This window comes from Mesorhizobium sp. AR10 (assembly GCF_024746795.1).
Classification (GTDB): domain Bacteria; phylum Pseudomonadota; class Alphaproteobacteria; order Rhizobiales; family Rhizobiaceae; genus Mesorhizobium.
Genome location: NZ_CP080524.1, coordinates 4838529 through 4856665 on the forward strand (window position 1 = coordinate 4838529; position 18137 = coordinate 4856665).

26 protein-coding genes are annotated in these 18137 nt (G+C 60.4%); 10 read left to right on the forward strand and 16 right to left on the reverse strand.

Annotated elements, in window-relative coordinates; translation table 11 throughout:
- Nucleotides 1-105: 105 nt before the first annotated feature.
- The 4 genes from LHFGNBLO_RS27040 to LHFGNBLO_RS27055 form a co-directional block, all read right to left on the reverse strand.
- Nucleotides 106-1317 carry an NAD(P)/FAD-dependent oxidoreductase gene (locus tag LHFGNBLO_RS27040; protein ID WP_258602337.1) on the reverse strand — a complete coding sequence of 404 codons (1212 nt, stop codon included), beginning with the start codon at nt 1315-1317 and terminating at the stop codon, nt 106-108.
- Between the two features lie 104 nt (nt 1318-1421).
- Nucleotides 1422-1586: a DUF3309 family protein gene (locus LHFGNBLO_RS27045; RefSeq protein WP_258602338.1), complete on the reverse strand. Its 165-nt coding sequence runs from the start codon at nt 1584-1586 to the stop codon at nt 1422-1424.
- 254 nt (nt 1587-1840) lie between these two features.
- Entirely contained in the window at nt 1841-2419 is a 579-nt protein-coding gene (locus tag LHFGNBLO_RS27050; protein WP_258602339.1) for a hypothetical protein, read from the reverse strand.
- A 503-nt stretch (nt 2420-2922) separates the two neighbouring features.
- Nucleotides 2923-3174, reverse strand: coding sequence for a DUF982 domain-containing protein (locus LHFGNBLO_RS27055; protein ID WP_258602340.1), 252 nt, complete (start codon nt 3172-3174; stop codon nt 2923-2925).
- A gap of 272 nt (nt 3175-3446) precedes the next feature.
- Here LHFGNBLO_RS27055 and LHFGNBLO_RS27060 point away from each other — a divergent pair, with 272 nt between their 5' ends.
- From LHFGNBLO_RS27060 to LHFGNBLO_RS27085, 6 genes are all read left to right on the forward strand, one after another.
- Nucleotides 3447-3755: a hypothetical protein gene (locus LHFGNBLO_RS27060; protein ID WP_258602341.1), complete on the forward strand. Its 309-nt coding sequence runs from the start codon at nt 3447-3449 to the stop codon at nt 3753-3755.
- A gap of 174 nt (nt 3756-3929) precedes the next feature.
- Entirely contained in the window at nt 3930-4097 is a 168-nt protein-coding gene (locus tag LHFGNBLO_RS27065) for a Thivi_2564 family membrane protein (protein ID WP_258602342.1), read from the forward strand.
- A 52-nt stretch (nt 4098-4149) separates the two neighbouring features.
- Entirely contained in the window at nt 4150-4491 is a 342-nt protein-coding gene (locus LHFGNBLO_RS27070) for a hypothetical protein (protein ID WP_258602343.1), read from the forward strand.
- An 84-nt stretch (nt 4492-4575) separates the two neighbouring features.
- On the forward strand, nt 4576-4755 hold the full coding sequence (locus LHFGNBLO_RS27075; protein ID WP_258602344.1) for a DUF3606 domain-containing protein: 180 nt from the start codon (nt 4576-4578) through the stop codon (nt 4753-4755).
- 26 nt (nt 4756-4781) lie between these two features.
- Nucleotides 4782-5075, forward strand: coding sequence for a hypothetical protein (locus LHFGNBLO_RS27080; RefSeq protein WP_258602345.1), 294 nt, complete (start codon nt 4782-4784; stop codon nt 5073-5075).
- Between the two features lie 204 nt (nt 5076-5279).
- On the forward strand, nt 5280-5771 hold the full coding sequence (locus LHFGNBLO_RS27085; protein ID WP_258602346.1) for a GFA family protein: 492 nt from the start codon (nt 5280-5282) through the stop codon (nt 5769-5771).
- A 613-nt stretch (nt 5772-6384) separates the two neighbouring features.
- Here LHFGNBLO_RS27085 and waaF read toward each other — a convergent pair.
- From waaF to LHFGNBLO_RS27135, 10 genes are all read right to left on the reverse strand, one after another.
- Nucleotides 6385-7407: a lipopolysaccharide heptosyltransferase II gene (waaF, locus tag LHFGNBLO_RS27090; RefSeq protein WP_258602347.1), complete on the reverse strand. Its 1023-nt coding sequence runs from the start codon at nt 7405-7407 to the stop codon at nt 6385-6387.
- Nucleotides 7408-7765: 358 nt separating this feature from the next.
- A complete protein-coding gene (gene msrA, locus LHFGNBLO_RS27095; protein WP_258602348.1) occupies nt 7766-8284 on the reverse strand; it encodes a peptide-methionine (S)-S-oxide reductase MsrA in 519 nt (172 codons plus the stop codon).
- 120 nt (nt 8285-8404) lie between these two features.
- Nucleotides 8405-8728, reverse strand: a complete 324-nt coding sequence (locus LHFGNBLO_RS27100; protein WP_258602349.1) for a hypothetical protein — start codon at nt 8726-8728, stop codon at nt 8405-8407.
- A complete protein-coding gene (locus LHFGNBLO_RS27105) occupies nt 8728-8928 on the reverse strand; it encodes a hypothetical protein (protein ID WP_258602350.1) in 201 nt (66 codons plus the stop codon). Before LHFGNBLO_RS27105 ends, LHFGNBLO_RS27100 begins: the two co-directional genes overlap by 1 nt.
- Nucleotides 8913-9152: an ABC transporter permease gene (locus LHFGNBLO_RS27110; RefSeq protein ID WP_258602351.1), complete on the reverse strand. Its 240-nt coding sequence runs from the start codon at nt 9150-9152 to the stop codon at nt 8913-8915. Before LHFGNBLO_RS27110 ends, LHFGNBLO_RS27105 begins: the two co-directional genes overlap by 16 nt.
- A 118-nt stretch (nt 9153-9270) precedes the next feature.
- Nucleotides 9271-9474 carry a hypothetical protein gene (locus LHFGNBLO_RS27115; protein WP_258602352.1) on the reverse strand — a complete coding sequence of 68 codons (204 nt, stop codon included), beginning with the start codon at nt 9472-9474 and terminating at the stop codon, nt 9271-9273.
- Nucleotides 9471-10193 (reverse strand): glycoside hydrolase family 108 protein, encoded by a 723-nt coding sequence (locus tag LHFGNBLO_RS27120; RefSeq protein ID WP_258602353.1) that lies wholly within the window; start codon nt 10191-10193, stop codon nt 9471-9473. Before LHFGNBLO_RS27120 ends, LHFGNBLO_RS27115 begins: the two co-directional genes overlap by 4 nt.
- Nucleotides 10194-10309: 116 nt before the next feature.
- Nucleotides 10310-11254: a glycosyltransferase gene (locus LHFGNBLO_RS27125; protein WP_258602354.1), complete on the reverse strand. Its 945-nt coding sequence runs from the start codon at nt 11252-11254 to the stop codon at nt 10310-10312.
- Between the two features lie 96 nt (nt 11255-11350).
- The gene (locus LHFGNBLO_RS27130) at nt 11351-12085 is read right to left on the reverse strand and encodes a glycosyltransferase family 25 protein (protein WP_258602355.1); all 735 of its coding nucleotides are present in this window, start codon (nt 12083-12085) and stop codon (nt 11351-11353) included.
- Between the two features lie 124 nt (nt 12086-12209).
- Nucleotides 12210-12890 carry a hypothetical protein gene (locus LHFGNBLO_RS27135; RefSeq protein WP_258602356.1) on the reverse strand — a complete coding sequence of 227 codons (681 nt, stop codon included), beginning with the start codon at nt 12888-12890 and terminating at the stop codon, nt 12210-12212.
- Between LHFGNBLO_RS27135 and LHFGNBLO_RS27140 the strand changes: the two genes are divergently transcribed.
- Complete coding sequence (locus LHFGNBLO_RS27140) at nt 12883-13044, forward strand: hypothetical protein (RefSeq protein WP_258602357.1); 162 nt, start codon at nt 12883-12885, stop codon at nt 13042-13044. The genes LHFGNBLO_RS27135 and LHFGNBLO_RS27140 overlap by 8 nt on opposite strands.
- A 645-nt stretch (nt 13045-13689) precedes the next feature.
- Nucleotides 13690-14409: a CatB-related O-acetyltransferase gene (locus tag LHFGNBLO_RS33500; RefSeq protein WP_319944182.1), complete on the forward strand. Its 720-nt coding sequence runs from the start codon at nt 13690-13692 to the stop codon at nt 14407-14409.
- Here the strand turns inward: LHFGNBLO_RS33500 and LHFGNBLO_RS27150 are convergent.
- Both LHFGNBLO_RS27150 and LHFGNBLO_RS27155 read right to left on the reverse strand, forming a co-directional pair.
- The gene (locus LHFGNBLO_RS27150) at nt 14393-16285 is read right to left on the reverse strand and encodes a hypothetical protein (RefSeq protein WP_258602358.1); all 1893 of its coding nucleotides are present in this window, start codon (nt 16283-16285) and stop codon (nt 14393-14395) included. The genes LHFGNBLO_RS33500 and LHFGNBLO_RS27150 overlap by 17 nt on opposite strands.
- Before the next feature lie 79 nt (nt 16286-16364).
- Complete coding sequence (locus LHFGNBLO_RS27155; protein WP_258602359.1) at nt 16365-16634, reverse strand: hypothetical protein; 270 nt, start codon at nt 16632-16634, stop codon at nt 16365-16367.
- A 209-nt stretch (nt 16635-16843) separates the two neighbouring features.
- Here LHFGNBLO_RS27155 and LHFGNBLO_RS27160 point away from each other — a divergent pair, with 209 nt between their 5' ends.
- Together LHFGNBLO_RS27160 and LHFGNBLO_RS27165 are read left to right on the forward strand one after the other, a co-directional pair.
- Nucleotides 16844-17278 carry a hypothetical protein gene (locus LHFGNBLO_RS27160; protein ID WP_258602360.1) on the forward strand — a complete coding sequence of 145 codons (435 nt, stop codon included), beginning with the start codon at nt 16844-16846 and terminating at the stop codon, nt 17276-17278.
- 124 nt (nt 17279-17402) lie between these two features.
- Nucleotides 17403-18068 (forward strand): hypothetical protein, encoded by a 666-nt coding sequence (locus tag LHFGNBLO_RS27165; protein ID WP_258602361.1) that lies wholly within the window; start codon nt 17403-17405, stop codon nt 18066-18068.
- Nucleotides 18069-18137: the final 69 nt, after the last annotated feature.

The following is an 18137-nucleotide window of genomic DNA, read 5'->3' on the forward strand; positions in this document are numbered from 1 at the left end:
CCGGCGACAGATAGAAAGGCTTGGTCGCCATTCTGTCTATCAAGTTTGACATAGTGACGGAGAAAAGGGCCCTCGTCCGGAGGTCGCTGCTGATCCCGCGACCCCTTAACGGTCGAAGGCGAAAAGCTTCGCATCCGTGTCGTCGACGCCGCCAATCGCGGAGGAAACGATTTCGGAGGCGATCTGCGAGAAGGTGATGCCATTGCCACCGTAGCCCATCACCGCATGAATGCGTGGGCGTCGGGGCAGCGCACCGATATAGGGCAGACCGGTGGTCGTGGTGCCGAAGGAGCCGGCCCAGGTGAATTCGGGCCGGGTATCGAGATGGGGGAACAGTTGCCCGAGTTTTTCGGCAATATGGGCTGACTTGTCCGCCGTCAGCGCGTCGCGACGGGCCTCGTCGGTGAAATCCTCGTCCTCGCCGCCGCAGATGACGCGGCCGTCCGCTGTTGTGCGCATATAGAGATAGGGTTCGGACGCCTCCCAGATGAAGGCGCCGCCCGGCCAGACCTTGCGCGGCTGCCGATGGGTGGCGATGGCCCATGTCGAGATGATGCGGTGGGCGGTCGCCGGCACGATGTCGGTCAGTTCGAAGCCGGTCGCCAGCACCAGATGTTTTGCCGTGACCGTCGGACCGAGGTTCGTGCCCACAACAACCTCGTCACGACTGTCCTCGATCGCGGTCGCCTCGACCGGCGCGTAAAACCGCGCCTTGCGCGCCAGCGCTTTCAGCAGCAAGCCGGCGGTGAGCTTGCGCGGATCGAGCGCGAGATTGTCATGGCTGAGAATGGCGGCGGCGCGGTCGATACCGAATTTTTCAGCCAGCGGCTCGTGAGTCAGGTAGGTTGCACCGATGCCGGCCTGCCTGCGGGCCTCGGCTTCGCCGCGCAGACCTGCAGGTCCAAGCACGTTGCCGGCGAGATAGAGCGACTGGCTGCCGGTGAAGCCGCAGTCGATGCCCAGTTCGGCGATCCGCCCGCGAAGGTTGAGGACGGCAAGCCGCGAGCGACGCCACGCCTGTTCGGCCGCAGTCCGGCCGGTCAGGCGCGAAAGTTTTGTCAGCGGCTGGTCGATCTCAAACTGCACCAGCGCCGTCGTAGCCGCAGTCGAGCCTTTCAGCGGACCGCGACGGTCGATCGAGATCACCGAATGGCCGTCGCGTGTCAGTGCATCGGCCATCATGGCGCCACTGATGCCCATGCCGACGATCAGAACGTCGGTTTTCACGTCTCTATTGAGTTTTTCGACCGGCACCGCAGGAGCCCTGTAGGCGAACCAGACTGGCCGGCCGCTCCTGAGGTCGAGCTTGCGGATCATGACAATCTCCGGAAAGCGCCCGGCCCGTTGGCGCGTTTAACATTCTGACAAAAAGCCCGCCGCTCCCTGAAGAGCGGCGGGCCATACAATTGCTGTGCGTGGCGCTAGATGCGCCCGAGAACGACCAGGATAATGACGATGAGCAGCACCAGGCCGAGGCCACCGCCGCCATAGTAGCCGGTGCCGTAGAACGGCCCGCCGCCGAAGCCGCTGAACCCGCCCAGCAAGGCAATGACCAGAATGATGATGAGAATGGTGCCGAGACCCATGGTGTTTTCCTCTGCCGGTTGGCGCTGTCGCGCTGTTGTAACAGCGCGTTCCTCCGCCTGTTGATCAGCATATGAACTCGGGAACGGCGTTCCTGTTCCGCTCGATGATGCTTTGACCGAGGAAGGCAGGCAATAACAAAAAAGCCCGCTGGCCGGAGCCAGCGGGCGAATGGGCCTTTCGACCCCTTTGACCGCCTGGAGGTACCCAGCGATCACAGGCAAGAATGGAACAAGGAAATTACCCGATCGCGCCGTTAGCGCGGAAAATTCGGGGTCACGAACGGATCGACGCCTTTGCGGATTAGCGCGTCGTCCCTTGCTTCGTCGGCCAATGGAATTTCCTCGTCGCTTGACCAGCCCGAGGTTTCGGTTTCGCTGCGACGAGCGTGCGTTGCTGATCGTCTCAATATCGCGGTCGCCGCCGCCTCCTGCGCCTCGCCAACCCGGGCCATGACCATCGTCCCACCACCTCTGACGTGCTCGGCGTAGACATGGGCATCGGCTTCATCGATGCCCGCATCGGTAAAGGCCTCCAGCACGCCCCCGGCCACCCCGCCCGCTGCGGCGCCTGTCAGGGTCGAGACGAGCCATCCGGCTCCAACGACCGGACCGAGGCCCGGAACTGTGACCGCGCCGATACCGGCCAAAAAACCGCCGATACCGCCGACCGCGGCGCCGATTCCGACACCCGTGGCGGCTGGACTGCCGCTGCGCTCGGAACCGTCCGGAGCGATGATGCTGATGTCGTCCGGCGAAATGCCGCCATCCTCAAGCCTGCGAACCGCGAGTTCGGCGTCGCCGTAGGTGTCGTACAGTCCAGCGATCGTTTTCATTTCGGCTACTCCCGGGAGTGCGCGAGGTTCGCGCGGATCCACGGACTCAAGCAAAATGCCGGCGAATTGTTCCATGAGAGCTGGGAGAGGGACTGAATGCAGTGCAGGGATTCCGGAACCTTCGCCCGTCGCCGAAGGTTGATGTGCCAGACTGGGCGGGCGAATAGGCCAAAGCGACAGGAAAAATGCACGAGCTCGATCAGGTACAGTCCGAAATCGTCACCGCTGACCTCCTCTTTGCGAGGGTCATGCACGACTACAACTACCAGGCCTTGAATGAACCTCAGGGCTCTCGGACACTGCCGTGGTGGGGTCCGTTGTCCGAGGCCATCCCGTCCGTCCTGCTGTTGCGCTGCTTTGGGGCTTTGGACCAGGCAAGCTTTGACTTGAGCAGGATCATCGCAAGCTCGCGCCAAGGTCGGCACTGAACCGGTTGCAAAGGCTGTCAAACACCTGCTTCCCGCGTGCCCGGCAGTTCCCCGATGCCATTCTGCAAAGGGAGATCAGCTCTTCATGAAGCTGGCGGGAAGAACGTCTGCCTCCATCGCCGCGGATATGAAGGCTCTTTGAACGTCTCGTGAGCTGCCCCGCCCCATCCTGGCTTCCACCAGTGCTGCCAGCGCCGCGAGAAACATGGGACCGTCGGATGGCCATCTGCCATCGGTCAACGCATCGGTGATCTGCAGGAGGTTTGAAACAACGCGAATGTCGCCATTGGCGCTCTCAATGGGAATATCATTGAAGGGGTGTTCCATGATCCGTAACGGATGAACTGCTGCAACGTTCCTCGATGGAAGGTTAATTCTTCATCGAGGGTTGGTTCGTCTTCACCTTCTCCACATCGGCCCTTGCGAAAACTTCCCTCTTGGACGCTGGCGCAAATCGCAGGCCACAGACACTTCGGCGTTGTTAACCACGAGGGTCGTCGCTGCTCGATTTTTGTCGGAACCTTCACCGGGGCGAGCTGTTGTCCCCTCAGTCGCAAATGCGGCGACAATCGAAAAAATGGTGACAAACGGAGACAACCATGTTTACGAAAATCCTCGCAGCCTCCCTTCTCGCAACCGGCCTGGCCACGTCCGCCATGGCCCAGAATGCAGACGGTGCTGCTTCCGACCGCGGCAGCGGCAAATCCGTTGTCGTCACCCCCGATCCCGACGATCCGAATGCCATCGATCCTGGCGCCACCAACAGCATAATTGTGGTGCCCGATGCCATGAATTCCACCCCCGACGAGAATTGTGCTTCGAGCCCGCAGGGCGCACAGGCCGACGCGAACCACGCCTCACCGGGCACGGTGTCGCCGACGGTCAACGACAATAACTGCGGCAAGTAACATGCAGGCTGTTGCTGGAGGCCGCCGGAGCATTTGGCTCCGGGGCCTTTTGCTCCATCAGGCGTTGGCGTCGAACAGCGCTGCTATCAGGCTTGAGAGGAACCAATCCAGCGGTGCTTCGTTTGCTGCAGCGTACTTGATGTGTTTTTCAAAACAGCCAACGGAGTGAGGGACATGGCTTCATCGGTTCTTATCGGCATCCTGATCACCTTCCTGGTAATCATCCTCGTTCTCTATCTCGTCCAGCGCCTGCCGCTTGATGGCCGCACAAGACAAATCGCCCAGATCATCGTCATCATCATCGGCATCATCTCGCTGCTGAAATACTTGGCTGTCTTTTAGGGAACCCAGCGCGCCGGCGACCGTTCCCACCTGACACCACAAGGAGAAAACAATGGCCGACAACTCCGCAGGCGCCTCGAAGGCGTCGGACGATGCCCAGGAGGCGATGAAGAAACAGATCGCCGAGCTTCGCCGCGAAATCACGAAGATCAATCGCACCCTTGCCGAGCGAGCCGAAGAGGCTGCCGAGACAGCGCAAGGCTGGTACGAGAGTGCGGCCGACAAGGCGTCGCGCGCAACCCAGCAATTGCGCAGCCAGGCGCACACCGTCTCGGATACGGTTCAGCAGAACCCCGGTACAATATCATCGGCGCTGGTGCTTGGCGGCATGCTTGGCATTCTCCTCGGCATCGCTATTGCCAAGAGTTCCGAGCCGGAGCGCCGCTGGTTTTAGGTCGCGGACTGTCAAGACCGCGATCATCAGGCGTTTGGGCTCGCAGGTCGACATTCCTGCAATGAACAGCTGCGAGATATCCACATGACCGACGACAAATCGAAGACCAAAGAAGACCGAAAACTGGTATCAAGTGAAGAGCCCTACGAGGTCGCCGCCTTCGCGAAAAAATATGGCATACCGCCGAGCGAGGCCAAGACCATCATCAAGCGCTATGGGCCGTCGAGGCGGAAACTCGACGCCTACATGGCGGCGAGGAACTAGCCGGCCCGCTTTTTTGGGGATCCACCGTGCCATTTCGACCAATCGCATTGACAGCCGGAACGCTCCTGTTTGCTGCCGCAACCGCGGCTTATGCCCGACCGGACACGCGAACGATGACCTGCGAACAGACGCAGGCCCTGATCCAGAGCCATCGCTCGGCAGTGCTGACCACCGGCGCGAACACCTACGATCGCTATGTCCGCCAATTCGGCAATGAATGCGACTGGCCGGAGGTGCCTACCGCCGCCTCCGTTCCAACACGTGACGGGCAATGCCGCGTCTACCGATGCCAGGAGCCGGCCTTCGATTTCCCGAACTGACCCATCGCGTCACCTTTGCGGCCTGTGGCTGCGCTGCGAAATCGGCATGCCGGCCCGGCGTCGATGCGCAATTCGATACGCCGTGGAACCGTTACGCCTCAGGCGAATTGATTCTGGTCCGGGATTATTCGGTGGCCACGAGGCGTCAGACCGCCGTGGTCGGTCACTTTTGAATATGTGAGCCACAAAGAGGGAGGAACCGCCATGTCCAATGACATCCGCCGGAGCGGCAGCTGCCTGTGTGGCGGCGTCCAGTTTTCGGTGACGGGTGAGCCGCTTCGGGTCGGCCTTTGCCATTGCAAGGACTGCCGCAAGACCAGCGGATCGGCGTTTTCGGCCTTTGCGGTGTGGCCGCTCGAAGCACTTGAAACGGCTGGCATCGTCAACACTTACGGCGGCAGGAGCTTTTGCCCGACCTGCGGTGGCCGCGTCACCTCGGTCAGCGACGATGAGGCCGAAGTGATGATCGGCAGCCTCGATCTGGCGCCGACCGAAGGGCTGGAGCCCGCCTATGAGCTCTGGACCGGTCGTCGCGAGCACTGGTTGCAACCCCTGCCCGACGCCCGGCAGTTCGAGCACGACCGCATCGACGGCGAACAGACAGCTAATGACCCGGCGGCCGACGACGGCCAGACAGTCGCGTCAGAACCTGCCGCCGACAGCGTCGAGGCGCCATCATGGCGCAGATCGGCCTAGGGAGAGTAGATCGCTTTCATTCCCTCGAGGTCATCTCCCGGCGCCGCCAAACGGACCGGCTGTGCTGCCTTGGTCGCCACCGGCCACGCGGCATCGCGTAGGCCGTGCTTCAATCGGTCATTGGCGAATACGATCAGGAGCATTGCCACCTGTGCCGCCAAAATTGCCCCGCAAGGATGGTCATCGGACGTGGCGGCTGACCAAAGGTTCCCAGATGTTTGACCCGAGAGAATATCTCATCGCCGGATTCCAACGCAAAGAATCGCCCCGGCGCGAGCCGAAGGCGGGGCGGGCTGGACAGTCGATCACCTGGTTGTTGCCTGGTCCGTTCTGACGTGTGTGACGGCGTTGGTTCGACATGCCTCAGCTTTATTTTGCAACCGGCGGTCGGTTTGCCGCAGTAGCAAAGGTCAGCTAGAATTGGTCTCGCGGCGGACTTTCTGGAAGCCGCTTTGGCCGGCGCGGCTCAGGCAACACCCTCAGCATTACCGCGTCGGCCTTGTAAAACCGAAGAATGTCCGACCCTAGTCTTGTCGGCCAAGCGACACAATCTTTGATACTATTTCTCGACCCAGGCATCCTGGCTATCAGATGAAGTACCAGGCTCTGGATTTCAGCTGCGGATTTCAGCTGAAAGGCCAGCCAGCGCCTCCAGCACGCGGCCCTCGCTGACGCCACGCGTATCCTCGACCCAACTGGGTGTCGACAGCGGCGGCTCGAGAAAGCGGACGTGGCTGTTTACGGGCCCGTGCACATAGGGACGGTTCAGCCCGTAGATAAGCGCGCACGGGACATTCAAGGCGGCGGCGGCATGCGAGATGCCCCCATCGACGCCGAGGAACATGGTCGAGGCAGCGATCTGGCGCATGGCATCGTCAATCGACGGGGTCGATGTGAAGTCGACGGCCTCGGGAATGGCGGCGCGGATTTGCGCGGCGCCGGCGCGCTCACGCGCACCGCCGATGATCCAGATCGCCCAGCCGCGCTCATGATAGGTCCTGGCGATCGAGACAAAGCGTTCCACGGGCCATGACCGGAAATCGTCGACACCGGCCGTGTAGAGCGAGAGCGCCGGACGCGCGGCGTCGATTTTCTGGTTCTTGCGCCAATCGTCCAGTTCCGCCGGATCGACCACAAGCCGGGGTGCCGGCCATTGCGCCTCCGCAGCCGGGCTTTCGCCAAGCGAGGCAATCGAACAGACTTCTTCGAAGATCCGCGTCTTGCGCGGGCCGAAGGCCCACAAATGCCCGAGCCAGCCGGCCGGGAAGCGATTCAGCAGTCCGAATTGCAACTCCTGCGGATAGCCGATGCGTTCCGGTATGCCGGCCATGAACGTCATCAGCGCCGCCTTGGTGGTGCTGGTCATCAGATAGGCCGTGCGGTAATTTTCCTTGCGCAACTCGCCGACCAGGCGGCGGCGCTCCTCAAAGCCAAGCTGCCGGTGGCGCTTGGCGAGCGCCCAGCCTTTCCTGACATGCGGCATCATGCGCGCCAGCGGTGCTGCGACAGGCGAGGTGACCACATCGATCGGACGACCGGGAAATCGTTGGGCAATGATCTGGACCGCGGAGTGGCAACGGATGAAGTCGCCAACTGCGGGAAAGCCGACCAGAAGGATTGGATCGCTGGTTGTCAAGGAAGCACTTCGCCATCAAGGATTCGGGCGTAGGGGCCCAGGTGGCCTCGTGCCGTCTTTTGAATTGGAAACCTCGTAGCAGCAGATTCGCGGCATTGTCGAGGCGTAGGGCAGGTTACAGAATCGTTAATCAGCACTTGCTACTATGCCGGATGACCAAAAACATCGGAAACGCACCCAGCAATATGCCAGAACCGCCAAAGGGCCCTGCCCTGAGCTGGCTCGCACCTGCCTTGTTTCCCCTGGTGGTTGTCGCGCTTGGATATTTGATCGGCTGGCAGTTCTTCGGCTTCTAGAACAATTGGGCTTGAACCGCCGCCGCACCTTCGGCACGGCGGCATCCCGACAAAGGGCTGGGCTATGAAACGGCCTTTTCACGAACCGGAAGCTTCCAGCCCGGCCTGACAAAATGGCATGTGTAGCCGTTGGGATATTTCTCCAGATAGTCCTGATGCTCGGGTTCCGCTTCCCAAAAAGCGCCTGCCGGGGCAAGCTCGGTGACGACCTTGCCCGGCCATAGCCCCGAGGCATCGACATCGGCGATGGTGTCTTCGGCAATCTGTTTCTGTTCGTCGCTGGTGTAGAAGATCGCAGACCGATAGCTCACCCCGACATCATTGCCCTGGCGGTTGCGCGTCGATGGATCATGGATCTGGAAGAAGCGTTCAAGCAGCGTGCGATAGCTGATCCTGGCCGGATCGAAATTGATCTCGATGGCTTCGGCATGGGTGCCGTGATTGCGGTAGGTGGCATTGGGCACGTCGCCGCCGCTATAGCCGACACGGGTCGAGATCACGCCGGGATAGCGCCGTATCAAATCTTGCATGCCCCAGAAGCAGCCGCCGGCAAGGACTGCGCGTTCGGTGGAAGTGGCCATATCACGTCTCCTTCGGATTTCTCCTAAGGTGGGGACTTTCGCTGCTTTCGTCCAGCCACTCATGTTGAGGCGCGTGTTGCTGTTGCCCCCCGATTGGGCGGCCCTCGATCCTCGGCGCCGTCATTCTTCCCTTGCCGCCTTGAATCTCCGCACGACCACCTCGAAGACAATATCCGAGATCCACATGGCGGAAACGCCGATCAGGAACGCAGCCGCCAGGGTCGTGGTGTCATCGGCCGGATCGGGGATCGGCAGGCCCGTTGCCTTGAAGTAGGATACGACAGGCAGCGTCAGATAGGCGGCGGCCAGCGCGCCGCAGATCGGCGAGGCGACCATTTCGCGCAGCTTGTAGCGATGGCGCGACAGCGCCCGCAGGACGCCACCGGCGAGACCGGCGGCAACGACCGGACCCTTGATGCCGAGCAGATCAAAGAAGTCGTGCATCACGGCCTCCATCCGCAGAGCTTTTGGCCCTTGCGATTGTGGGCCAGCAGCGCCCTCACCTCGGCATCCGATATTGCGTCGACGGCCTTGGTGGACAGGCGCAGCGGCGACGAGACCGCGCAGAAGCCGCCAGTGGCGGTGGTGCAGCCGGCCAGTGCGATGGCGAACGCGACGAACGCGGGGATCAATCCCTTGCCCATGACTTCAGCTCCTTTCGGGCGGCATCGGTGGGAAGCGCGCCGATATCGTTCTGGACCTGGTCGGCAACATCGCGCGCTGATGCTTCGGCGGTGGCCTGCCTGTTGCGCTCAGCCTTGGCGCCGGCAAGCCGCTGGTGAAAACCCCAGCCGAGGACGGCAATGACGGACGCCAGCATGCCTGATATTGCCGGGTTGCTGGCGAGGAACGACAGGAGCGCGGTCATTGCTGACACCACACGATCGCGAAGCCGATCGCGCCGGCAAGAAGGAGCGCGCCAACCACCCAGGGCAGCGCCTGACGAATGATTTCGGTGAAAATCTCAACCATCGCGGCTTCCTCCGTCATTTCGACCAGTGGAATTTATGGGCAAGCACATACCAACCCTCGGTGGCGGCGCTGATCGCCAGACCAACGCCGGCCTCGATGGCGACCTGGACGTCGGGATCGCTGGAAAGAGCAGCGGCATCGCCGGCGCCGAGCAGGCCGCGCGCAACGAGGATGCCGGCGCCGTAGCGCAGCACAATGCGGATGATGACGGCGATCATTTCGAGCTCCTTGCGAAGATGGATTTGAGGATTTGAAACAGCACTCGCCAGAACGGCTCGGCCGGAGCGGCGGGGGCCCCAGCAGGCACCGGCGGCGCGGCGGCAGCGCCAGACGCGATAGGCGATGCAGGTGGCTCACCCTGCTGTGAGGCCGGCCGTGAATCCGACGAAGCTGCAGGAGCGGACTGGACGGGCGGCCGAACGGAGTTCGCCGACATCAACAGCGCCTGGGTGCGCACCGATCTGACCCGCTCAGACCAGCCCTTGCCGAAGACGGGCCAGGTCGGCAGCCGCATCAGGAAAGCCAGACGGGCGTCGCAGAGCGTGTCGATGACCGTTCCCGCGGGCCTGGCGCGCGCAGCCTGCAGCGTCGCCGGGCCGATCCTGCCGTCCTGCACCGCGCCGATGGCGGCCTGAAGATATTTCGCCGCCCTGCCCGGCCCGCTGTTCACGGCGAAGTCGAACACGGCATAGTCGACACCGTCGGGAAGCTCGGCGCCGGCAACGGCGTCCCAATAGAAGCGGCGATAGACGGTCGCCACCTGCTCATCGGTGATCTTGCGCAATTCGGCCTTGGCAGCATTGGCTTTGACGTAGCGGCGGAAATTGGCGAGCGTGACGCCTTTCATGGTGGCGCCGCCGGGATCGGCCGGATTGTCGGACCATCCGCCTTCGGATTTCAGGACGAGCGCAAGCGCCCGCGCAAAGTTGCGGTCCATGATTGGCCTCTTAGGTTGGGGATTTGAGTATGTTTAGGAACAGAGCTTACGCGCCGCGCTGAGACGGACCTCTGGGCGGATACTTATGACACGCGAAGCGGTAGAAACGTCCCTCGCTAATTGAGCGTTTCGCCGTCTAATATGCGAGTGTAGAGTTCCAGATATCCGAGCGATGTCTTGCGAATGGGAAACCGCGTAGCAGCAGACTCTCTGCATTGTTCTGGTGTTAAGCTCTCGACTGCTTGAAGCGCGTTGCTAAAATCATCGTCGGTTTCGAAGAACCGACCGCTATCAGCATCGACTGTTTCTGGAAGAGCGCCTCTTGGCGTGGTGAGCACGGGAGTGCCGCAAAGCATGGCCTCGACTGGCGCATTTCCGAACGGCTCTTCCCAGGCAATCGGATTGAGAAAAGCTCTGGCCTCCCCGAGTAGACGCAACTTCACATCGCCGTCGACTATGCCGTGAAATCGATACCGCCTCCCAAGGCTTCTGAGAAACACACGATCGCGGCGGGCCTGACTGCGGCCCAGTAATTTCCAACGCGAACCGCCCGCAATGTCGAGCTGGAAATCGAACACTTTCGCAAGGTGAACGGCGCGACTGAGACCCTTGCTTGATCGTGCGATACCCGCCAGGAAAAGCAGGTTTCGGTTCTTCGAAGGTGACAGCCGGTACTCGTCCACAGGAAAACCGTTGTAGACGAATGTTTTGCGCCCATAGACGCGAGCATGGTTAGCGCTGAGAAAACTCCGGTTAGGCATATCAGGTAAACTGGGCAAAATCTCGCGCAGGGTAGTCAAAGTCGGGATGTGAAAATCGATAGGCCAACTGTGGGTATGAACAATCTGCGTGTCGGCGGGGATCGCCGCTCTCACTTCGGCTTCGGTCGAGGCGTGCCGAACTTCGCAGAGCGGGTGGCTTGATCCTGGCGCCGCAACAACCGCGACATGATGACCCAGACGAACCAGATCAGTTGCGAGCCAGTCAACCTGCCGCTCAATACCGCCATAGCCTTTACAAGGAATGGCGCCCATTAGAACAAGCGTTACTCGCATCTGCATCCACCCCTCCGACTTCAACAATTCCACATACTTGAGGAAGTTGGCAAGTCTGACCACCTGGCGCCGGCTAAGGTCGCTCGCTTAGAGGGAGCGACCTTAGCTGCGCGCATTATGGCCGAAGAAGCGCCGAGTGGCTTTCTTCCAACTCCAGCCAATCCGTTTGAACCACAAGCGACGAGCGTTTCCTGCCACAGAGCTATGGAACGCACCGTTCTGGCTTCCCTGTTCGACGATCGGCCGCTCGAACCAGAGCATTTCAATGCCCAGCTTCTCATCGATATGCTCGATCTGATGGTCGATCGGCCTGGAAACCTTGTGTTCGGCAATCCAGTCGCAGCGAGCCTGGGCGACCGAGCGCGTAATCAGATAGGAATCCGCACAGCGCGCATGGAGCGCCGGATAGAGCCTCTGGCCCTTCCGCAACTTCCATCGCGGCACATAGTAGTTGCTGCCGCTGCCGAGATAGACGACAGCCTTTCGGTCCGGACTGCCGAACTCAGCTATACACTCGTTGAATTTGGCGACGAAGTCGGGGGCTAGGAACACATCATCCTCAAACACCAGGCAAAAAGGCTTGTCTGTTTCGAGAAACGCCCGCCATATGCTGACCTGTTTGAGGGCGAGGGAAACTTCAGATGGCAGCAACTTGCCCGACCCGACAAACGATTGCCTGATATCCTCCGTGACATCCGGGATGTCCCAGTCGAGAAAGAAATGCACCGGCACACCGCGCCGACCAAACTCCTTCAAAATATGGCGTTCCCGATCTTCGTAGCCGCGTTTGACGTGGCATATGCGAACGAAAACCTTGTCGGCTGGAAACTCCATCATGGCTGGTGTCTAGTGTTTCGGATCGCGAAAATCCAGAGGCGACGTTCAGGCTCTCCTCCACGGCTGCGAGCAGCCGTTGGCTGGCGCAAGCTCTGTCGTGGCCCGGCAGATTTTTGACAAAAGATCAGGAATCGTTGGCAATCCGGTCCTGGGCACCACCAAGAAAGCGATCCCAGACATAATCGCGCAACAGTTCGCGATGTTGCGGCGTGCGATGATGGCGAGACTTTTGGGCGGCGTAAGAAGAGCCCCCCAGATGGAAAAACGCGGCGTCCAGCATCTGATGCTCACCCCTTGCGCCGGCCAGCACGACAGCAACGGGCTCCTCGAGCGCGGCTGAAACATCAGCGTCCGCCAAGCGCGAATAGAGCGGCAGCCAGTTGCCGCCGCCTGTGTCCAGGCCGAGTTCCATGCGCGGGCCGAAGTCCAGATTCAATCCCTCGACGGCGGCAAACCGGAAGAAGCAGAAACCTCCCCAAAGATGCCATTTGGTTTCATCTTCGCTCGGCTTGTAGCGGAAATTCTCAGTAGCAGGCAACACCAGACCATAGACGGCCTTGCCTTCCATGCGGGCCGGAATGTCGAAGGGCGCAACAGGGAAGCAATCGTGATCGATATACCCGAACAGTTCCGGCCGAAGGTGCCTTACGATGTTGTGAAACACCCAGGTCAACGCCGTTCCGTGCGAACGGGACCAATTGGGCTCGCGACGGTTGGGCAATCCGAGGTAAGGCACGCCTCTGGCGGAGCATATGTTTTCAATCTGTTGTCTCGCCGCATCGTCGGTTGAATTGTCGATGACCACGAGCGCCAATCCCGGCGAATGCATCTGCCATGCCTTGGTCAGTGCGTCGATGACCCACGGCGTGTTGAAAGCGATGGTGAAGCAAACCCTGGACGACCCGGATCTTTGCAAAAGGCGCGAGAATTCCCGCCCCCGTCTGGCTCCCTTGGCCTGATAAATCAGCGACGATAGACCGTTGCGGATGGATTTCGCCTTGCCGACGAATTCGCTGCGGTTGATAAAATCGGCGGTTCTCTTCAGAATTCTAGATCTCATCACCAATTCTCATTTCGCTGCACGGTCGGCGCTTGAAAGGATTTCCGCCTTGCGCTCAGCACCATGTGCGCCGATTTGTCAATTGCTCGAACGGATGCCTTTCCACAGCCTGTTGAACACCAAAACTGGCGTTTTAGAAAAACCTTAATTACCATCGACTACATTGCCTCGAAGGCAGCGGGGGGCCGCTTGCCGGTGGTCATTTGGGGCGTTGCGCGGCAACGCCAGGTTTGGGCAAGATGGGTTTGTCGTTTTCAGAAGTGGTTGAGTGCCAGTGCTGTGGCGGCACCGGCAGGGTTTTCGAGTGCTCGAAATGGCGCGGTTCGAATGGGAACTGCTGCCCTGCAGGGACGCATCGCCAAATGTGCCCCGGCACAACTGTTCACTGTTCGGAATGTGCCGGCACAGGTGGCACGGAGCCAACATCAGAGCGCTCAGGCAACACCCGGATGGACGCGTTGATCCATACGAATGATGCGTTCGAATTTTAGGTCAGGATGACGCAAATAGTCGCCGACAAAGCGACGTCTTTCAGCTAGCGGTCTTGGCGCGCATAATCAGGTGCAATTGGTACTTCAACAGCTCCTTCTCGCGGCTCAACATCATCGAAGCCGCCAAGGTTGATGCCGTTTGCATCGATGAAATATTTGTTGCCATAGGAGATTTTCCTTTGTCGAAACTATCCAACTGGCTGCGAAGACATCACATCCTTGGAGAGAGGTACCTCCTGCCAGCAGGCATGACCGTTGGCCGCCACACCTACGGAGTGACGAAGGACACAGCTTTCATGCAGTCCGCAGAGGCAGCCTTGAGTATCGGTTCCTTTTGCTCGATCGCAGGCGACGTCGTAATCATGTGCTCTGGCAATCATTCGATGGACTGCGCGACATCGTTCCCGATCCACATACAGATGCTCAGAAGGCCTTCACCGGCCGGGAATGCCAGGAAGCGGGCCGGTGTGAATATCGGCAACGACGTCTGGATCGGCTCGCGAGCAATCATATTGCCGGGGGTAGACATCGGCCACGGTGCCGTCATCGGAGCTGGTGCGGTGGTCGCCAGGGATGTGCCACCCTATGCGGTTGTCGTTGGGAACCCGGCGAGAATTGTCCGATATCGCTTCGCCGAAGAAACAATCTCAATATTGCTCGCAATCCGTTGGTGGGGTTGGGATGATGACAAGATCATACGAGAGGCCGATGCGCTGACTGGCCCGATCGAACACTTTGTCGCGAGGCATTTCAGGTCTACAGCCACGCCCTAATTACAAGCCGCCAGTTCGCGTTTGTGGCTACAGCAGTCACTCCCGTATCCTTGCGAATGACGATGAACGTCGGATTGGCAGAGGCATATCTTATATTGATATTTGTCGCATCCGGAACGATGGAAAGACCTCTGCTCAGGCCGCCTTCGCCATGATGGCTTGGGCTGATAAAAACCTCGTCGCCAATCGAATAGCCTATCTCAGCTGTCGTGCATTGCAGGACAGCGAGGCAGAGTTTCGGCTTGGCACCAAGACCATGGGCCAGTGTCAGCGCGCCGGCCGCCGCGATCGTTTGTTGCGGACTCTCATAAGCCGATTGAAGATGAGCTCCCGAGGAGTTCAGCTTGAGCGCGAGACCCGCCGCAACAAAGGCAGTAGTGGCCAGCTGAGTCGTGTTGGTGCCCGGTGCTGCTGTGGGAGCCGCCGGGCTTCCAGTGAAGGTAGGGCTGGCGATGTAGGCCTTCAGGCCGAGTTCGGTGGCGATCTCCGATAGCGTGTCAAACGCTGCCGACACGCCACCAAGCACGACATCGACCGCCGCCTTGACAAAGCCGGTAGTCGCTACTTGCGTGGTGTTTGTTCCGGGCGCGGCAGTCGGCGCGACAGGCGTTCCCGTAAACGTCGGGCTGGCCTTCGGCGCCAGGCTCGACACCGCGACACCGCTATCCTTGCCCACCTTTCCCGTTGTACCAGCGAAGGTGACGATGTTGTCGGTCACCGAAGAGGCCGGCCCGCTGAAATCCCCCGTCCCTGCCCCATCCGCGCCCTTGTCGCCGGCGCGGTCGAATGTCAGCCAGATGCCGTTGGCCGTCGTCGGCAAGGTACCGGAGCCGCTGACATAGGCCAGCGTCAGCTTGCGATAGCCGCTGCCGTCCACCACCGAGCCGGTGACGTTGTAGACATAGGAGATGGCGGCGGAAACCTTGGAGCGCAGCGTCAGCTGGCCCTTGACGGTGTTGGTGCTGTCGTCGAACGCGTCGAGGATGCCGGTCACCGTGACGCCGCCGGCGTCGAGATTGTCGACATAGGCGGCGGTCGCTGAGGCAGCACTCGCATTGTTCAGCCGCAACGTGCCGTTGCCTGGGTCGGCATCGGTGGTGGTCGTGGAAAAGGTGTAGCCAAGCGCCGCCACCGAGGTCGCCGCCGCGGACGCGCTTGTCGCGGCATTGGTGGCCGAGGTCGCCGCATCGGTCGCCGAGGTCGCCGCCGCCGTGGCCGAGCCCGAGGCCGCGCTCGCCGAACCGGACGCGGCGGTTGCCGAATTCCCAGCATTGGCGGCGCTGGTCGCAGCACTCGACGCCGAGCCGGATGCAGCCGTTGCCGAGTTGCCGGCATTGGTGGCGCTGGTCGCGGCCGTCGTGGCGGAACCGGAAGCTGATGTGGCCGAGCCGGCGGCGGCGGTGGCGGAAGTGCCGGCATTGGTGGCGCTAGTGGCGGCGGCGTTCTTCGAGGTCAGCGCCGCGGCGGCACTGGCGGCGGCAGCGCTGGCCGCGCCCACCACGTCGCCCAGCGTGTCGTCCGAGAGATAGAAGGCGAGCGTGATGGCATCGGCGCCGATCACGGGATCAAACGTTTCGAAGACATAGACGAAGCCGGCCGAAGCCGTGCCCTGCTGCACATGCACGGTGGTGCCCTTCTGCAGGGTGCGGGCGCTGCGGGCATCGGCGGCTCGGAGCCAATGGCCTTCGCTCGCCGTGTAGATGCCATTCTGCGTCGCGTCGGCCTGGTCCTTGACCAGCACGCGGTCGCCCACTTCGGCCGCCACGCCGTCGATGGTCTGCAGGCCGTAAAGGGCGATGTTGGCCGTGCTCGCCAGGCGCACGGGTTCGCGTTCGCCGGTCAACAGGCGAACGGCGGCAGTTGCAGGTCGGGCCATAAGGCTTGCTCCATGAAAAAAGCCCCGCGAAAGCGAGGCTTGATGGTGGGGTTGGCAATTATCGAGGATGCGCTCGGCCTCACTCGTCTTTCCAGATTACTCGTCGCTCCCATCTGATTTCGACCAGACGCCGGAAACGGATGGTTTCCAGTTCCTGCCCGACCGGGTGGAAAAGCTCGGCGTTCATCGAGTCCTTGTTTCCGCACTTTTCGCAGCGAACTTTGGCCCGCACCTGCTCGATGGTGACGTTGCCAATGACTTCCCGCAGTTCGAGCGGCTTATAGAAGCGCTTGACGTTGCAATGCCCGCATCGAATGCGGGCTACCTGCCCGGCATTGTGGGCATGCATCAAGGTCCATGGGACGCCCTTCGGCCATTTCTCTGGTTGCTCCGGCATGCCTAGAAATGAGGAACATATTCCTCGCTCGTCAAGCTAGGGTTGACTCTTTTGTTCTTATTTTGTTCACTGTCGGCAAAATGGAGACAATGGCGGATTGGTGAAGCTGGTATCGCCTAAGCATAAGGTGCGCAGGTCCCTTGCACTTCGAAAGCGTCGCGATGACAGATGATAAAAAACCCATTTGGACCAAGTTCAGCTTTGAGCAATCGATCAACAGTTTGCTCAAGTACGGTCCGACAATCCGCATTGAGATTGGCGGGATCGATCTCAGTAGCCCCAAGCTTAGTGTCTTGGCTCAGATCGACACCGGCGCTGCCGGTTGTGGAATCAGCGCCCGCATTGCCAAGCTGCTTGCTCTCAAGCCAATCGACGTCGGTCAAATCCATGAGGCTGGGCGAGAACCAATAACCGCCAGTATCTTCGCTGTCCGGCTGTACACGCCCGCGATGGACATGGAACTTGATGTCGCCGCGCTTACTTCGCTTGCTGATCCGCACGACGTTCTCATCGGTCGTGACTTGCTCGCGCGCTTTCGTATCGCTGTCGACTTTACGACCGGCTTGACGCAACTTCATTTTCGGAACGATCTTTAGCGGTTTTCTTGTCAGGCTTCTCTTCCGCCGAAGTGTTGTGCGGCTTCGGCGGCGTCTTGAGCATCCGCTTCAGCTTCTCGTTGAATTTCTGATCGTCGGCGGCTTTGTCCGTAGGAGTCATTTAATGCCTCAGCCGTTGCGTCGCTGGCCTGATGATCTAGCTTGGACAGCCAACGCCGGAGCGTTGCGCCCAAAGCTCGCACCTTGGATCGTGCGAGTATCTGCCGAATGGGCCAAGGTGCAAATCCATCTTGGCTTAGTTCTAGCGGCAACGCTTGATGCCGAGGCCCATGCCGGCGTTCACATGTATCTGGCGTTAACAGGATCGGCGGCACAAGAGGCAGCTCTCTCGGCAGCGGTCAATACTCAGCTTCCTGAAGCCTACCAGTCTGCGTTTGTGGACATTCTTAGGAAGTACCGTGCCTGCGCCCGACAGAGAAACAGAATTGTTCATTGCCTTTGGGGAGTATCACTAAAATACCCAAACGGCCTTATCAATTGCCCGCCTGAAAACATTATCCTAGGTGCTATATCGAAATCGGCACCAAGGGACGATGTCCTTGAAAAATGCATGGTTTATACGGAAAAAGACTTCTTTGAGCTATGCGACGCCATACAAGCGCTAGGGATCGATGCCTATTCATTCGTCATCAAGGCTAGCTTGTTCCACCACCCTACCCAGTTCTCTAGCGAGAGCGAGCGCCTGCAAGTCCTGCAGACGTTCTTCCCCGCCACTAAACCAGTCCATCAAAACGCGCGCAATTCTCGCCTCAAGGGAAGCGGTTCGTAGTGCCGGCCTGTCGGCCGACGATATCGCATATACCCCATCCGCAGATTTCGCGGCCGGCGTGGCGCCACG

Bases quoted from the DNA above. Each gene is read 5' to 3' on its own strand.
- LHFGNBLO_RS27165 (WP_258602361.1), top strand. From the start codon at position 17,403: ATGCCTCAGCCGTTGCGTCGCTGGCCTGATGATCTAGCTTGGACAGCC.
- LHFGNBLO_RS27065 (WP_258602342.1), top strand. From the start codon at position 3,930: ATGGCTTCATCGGTTCTTATCGGCATCCTGATCACCTTCCTGGTAATC.
- LHFGNBLO_RS27085 (WP_258602346.1), top strand. From the start codon at position 5,280: ATGTCCAATGACATCCGCCGGAGCGGCAGCTGCCTGTGTGGCGGCGTC.
- LHFGNBLO_RS27100 (WP_258602349.1), bottom strand. From the start codon at position 8,728: ATGCACGACTTCTTTGATCTGCTCGGCATCAAGGGTCCGGTCGTTGCC.
- LHFGNBLO_RS27075 (WP_258602344.1), top strand. From the start codon at position 4,576: ATGACCGACGACAAATCGAAGACCAAAGAAGACCGAAAACTGGTATCA.
- LHFGNBLO_RS27150 (WP_258602358.1), bottom strand. From the start codon at position 16,285: ATGGCCCGACCTGCAACTGCCGCCGTTCGCCTGTTGACCGGCGAACGC.
- LHFGNBLO_RS27130 (WP_258602355.1), bottom strand. From the start codon at position 12,085: ATGATGGAGTTTCCAGCCGACAAGGTTTTCGTTCGCATATGCCACGTC.
- LHFGNBLO_RS27055 (WP_258602340.1), bottom strand. From the start codon at position 3,174: ATGGAACACCCCTTCAATGATATTCCCATTGAGAGCGCCAATGGCGAC.
- LHFGNBLO_RS27060 (WP_258602341.1), top strand. From the start codon at position 3,447: ATGTTTACGAAAATCCTCGCAGCCTCCCTTCTCGCAACCGGCCTGGCC.
- LHFGNBLO_RS27115 (WP_258602352.1), bottom strand. From the start codon at position 9,474: ATGATCGCCGTCATCATCCGCATTGTGCTGCGCTACGGCGCCGGCATC.
- LHFGNBLO_RS27040 (WP_258602337.1), bottom strand. From the start codon at position 1,317: ATGATCCGCAAGCTCGACCTCAGGAGCGGCCGGCCAGTCTGGTTCGCC.
- LHFGNBLO_RS27110 (WP_258602351.1), bottom strand. From the start codon at position 9,152: ATGACCGCGCTCCTGTCGTTCCTCGCCAGCAACCCGGCAATATCAGGC.
- LHFGNBLO_RS27050 (WP_258602339.1), bottom strand. From the start codon at position 2,419: ATGAAAACGATCGCTGGACTGTACGACACCTACGGCGACGCCGAACTC.
- msrA (WP_258602348.1), bottom strand. From the start codon at position 8,284: ATGGCCACTTCCACCGAACGCGCAGTCCTTGCCGGCGGCTGCTTCTGG.
- LHFGNBLO_RS27155 (WP_258602359.1), bottom strand. From the start codon at position 16,634: ATGCATGCCCACAATGCCGGGCAGGTAGCCCGCATTCGATGCGGGCAT.
- LHFGNBLO_RS27140 (WP_258602357.1), top strand. From the start codon at position 12,883: ATGACCACGAGCGCCAATCCCGGCGAATGCATCTGCCATGCCTTGGTC.
- LHFGNBLO_RS27120 (WP_258602353.1), bottom strand. From the start codon at position 10,193: ATGGACCGCAACTTTGCGCGGGCGCTTGCGCTCGTCCTGAAATCCGAA.
- LHFGNBLO_RS27160 (WP_258602360.1), top strand. From the start codon at position 16,844: ATGACAGATGATAAAAAACCCATTTGGACCAAGTTCAGCTTTGAGCAA.
- LHFGNBLO_RS27070 (WP_258602343.1), top strand. From the start codon at position 4,150: ATGGCCGACAACTCCGCAGGCGCCTCGAAGGCGTCGGACGATGCCCAG.
- LHFGNBLO_RS27045 (WP_258602338.1), bottom strand. From the start codon at position 1,586: ATGGGTCTCGGCACCATTCTCATCATCATTCTGGTCATTGCCTTGCTG.
- LHFGNBLO_RS27105 (WP_258602350.1), bottom strand. From the start codon at position 8,928: ATGGGCAAGGGATTGATCCCCGCGTTCGTCGCGTTCGCCATCGCACTG.
- LHFGNBLO_RS27125 (WP_258602354.1), bottom strand. From the start codon at position 11,254: ATGCAGATGCGAGTAACGCTTGTTCTAATGGGCGCCATTCCTTGTAAA.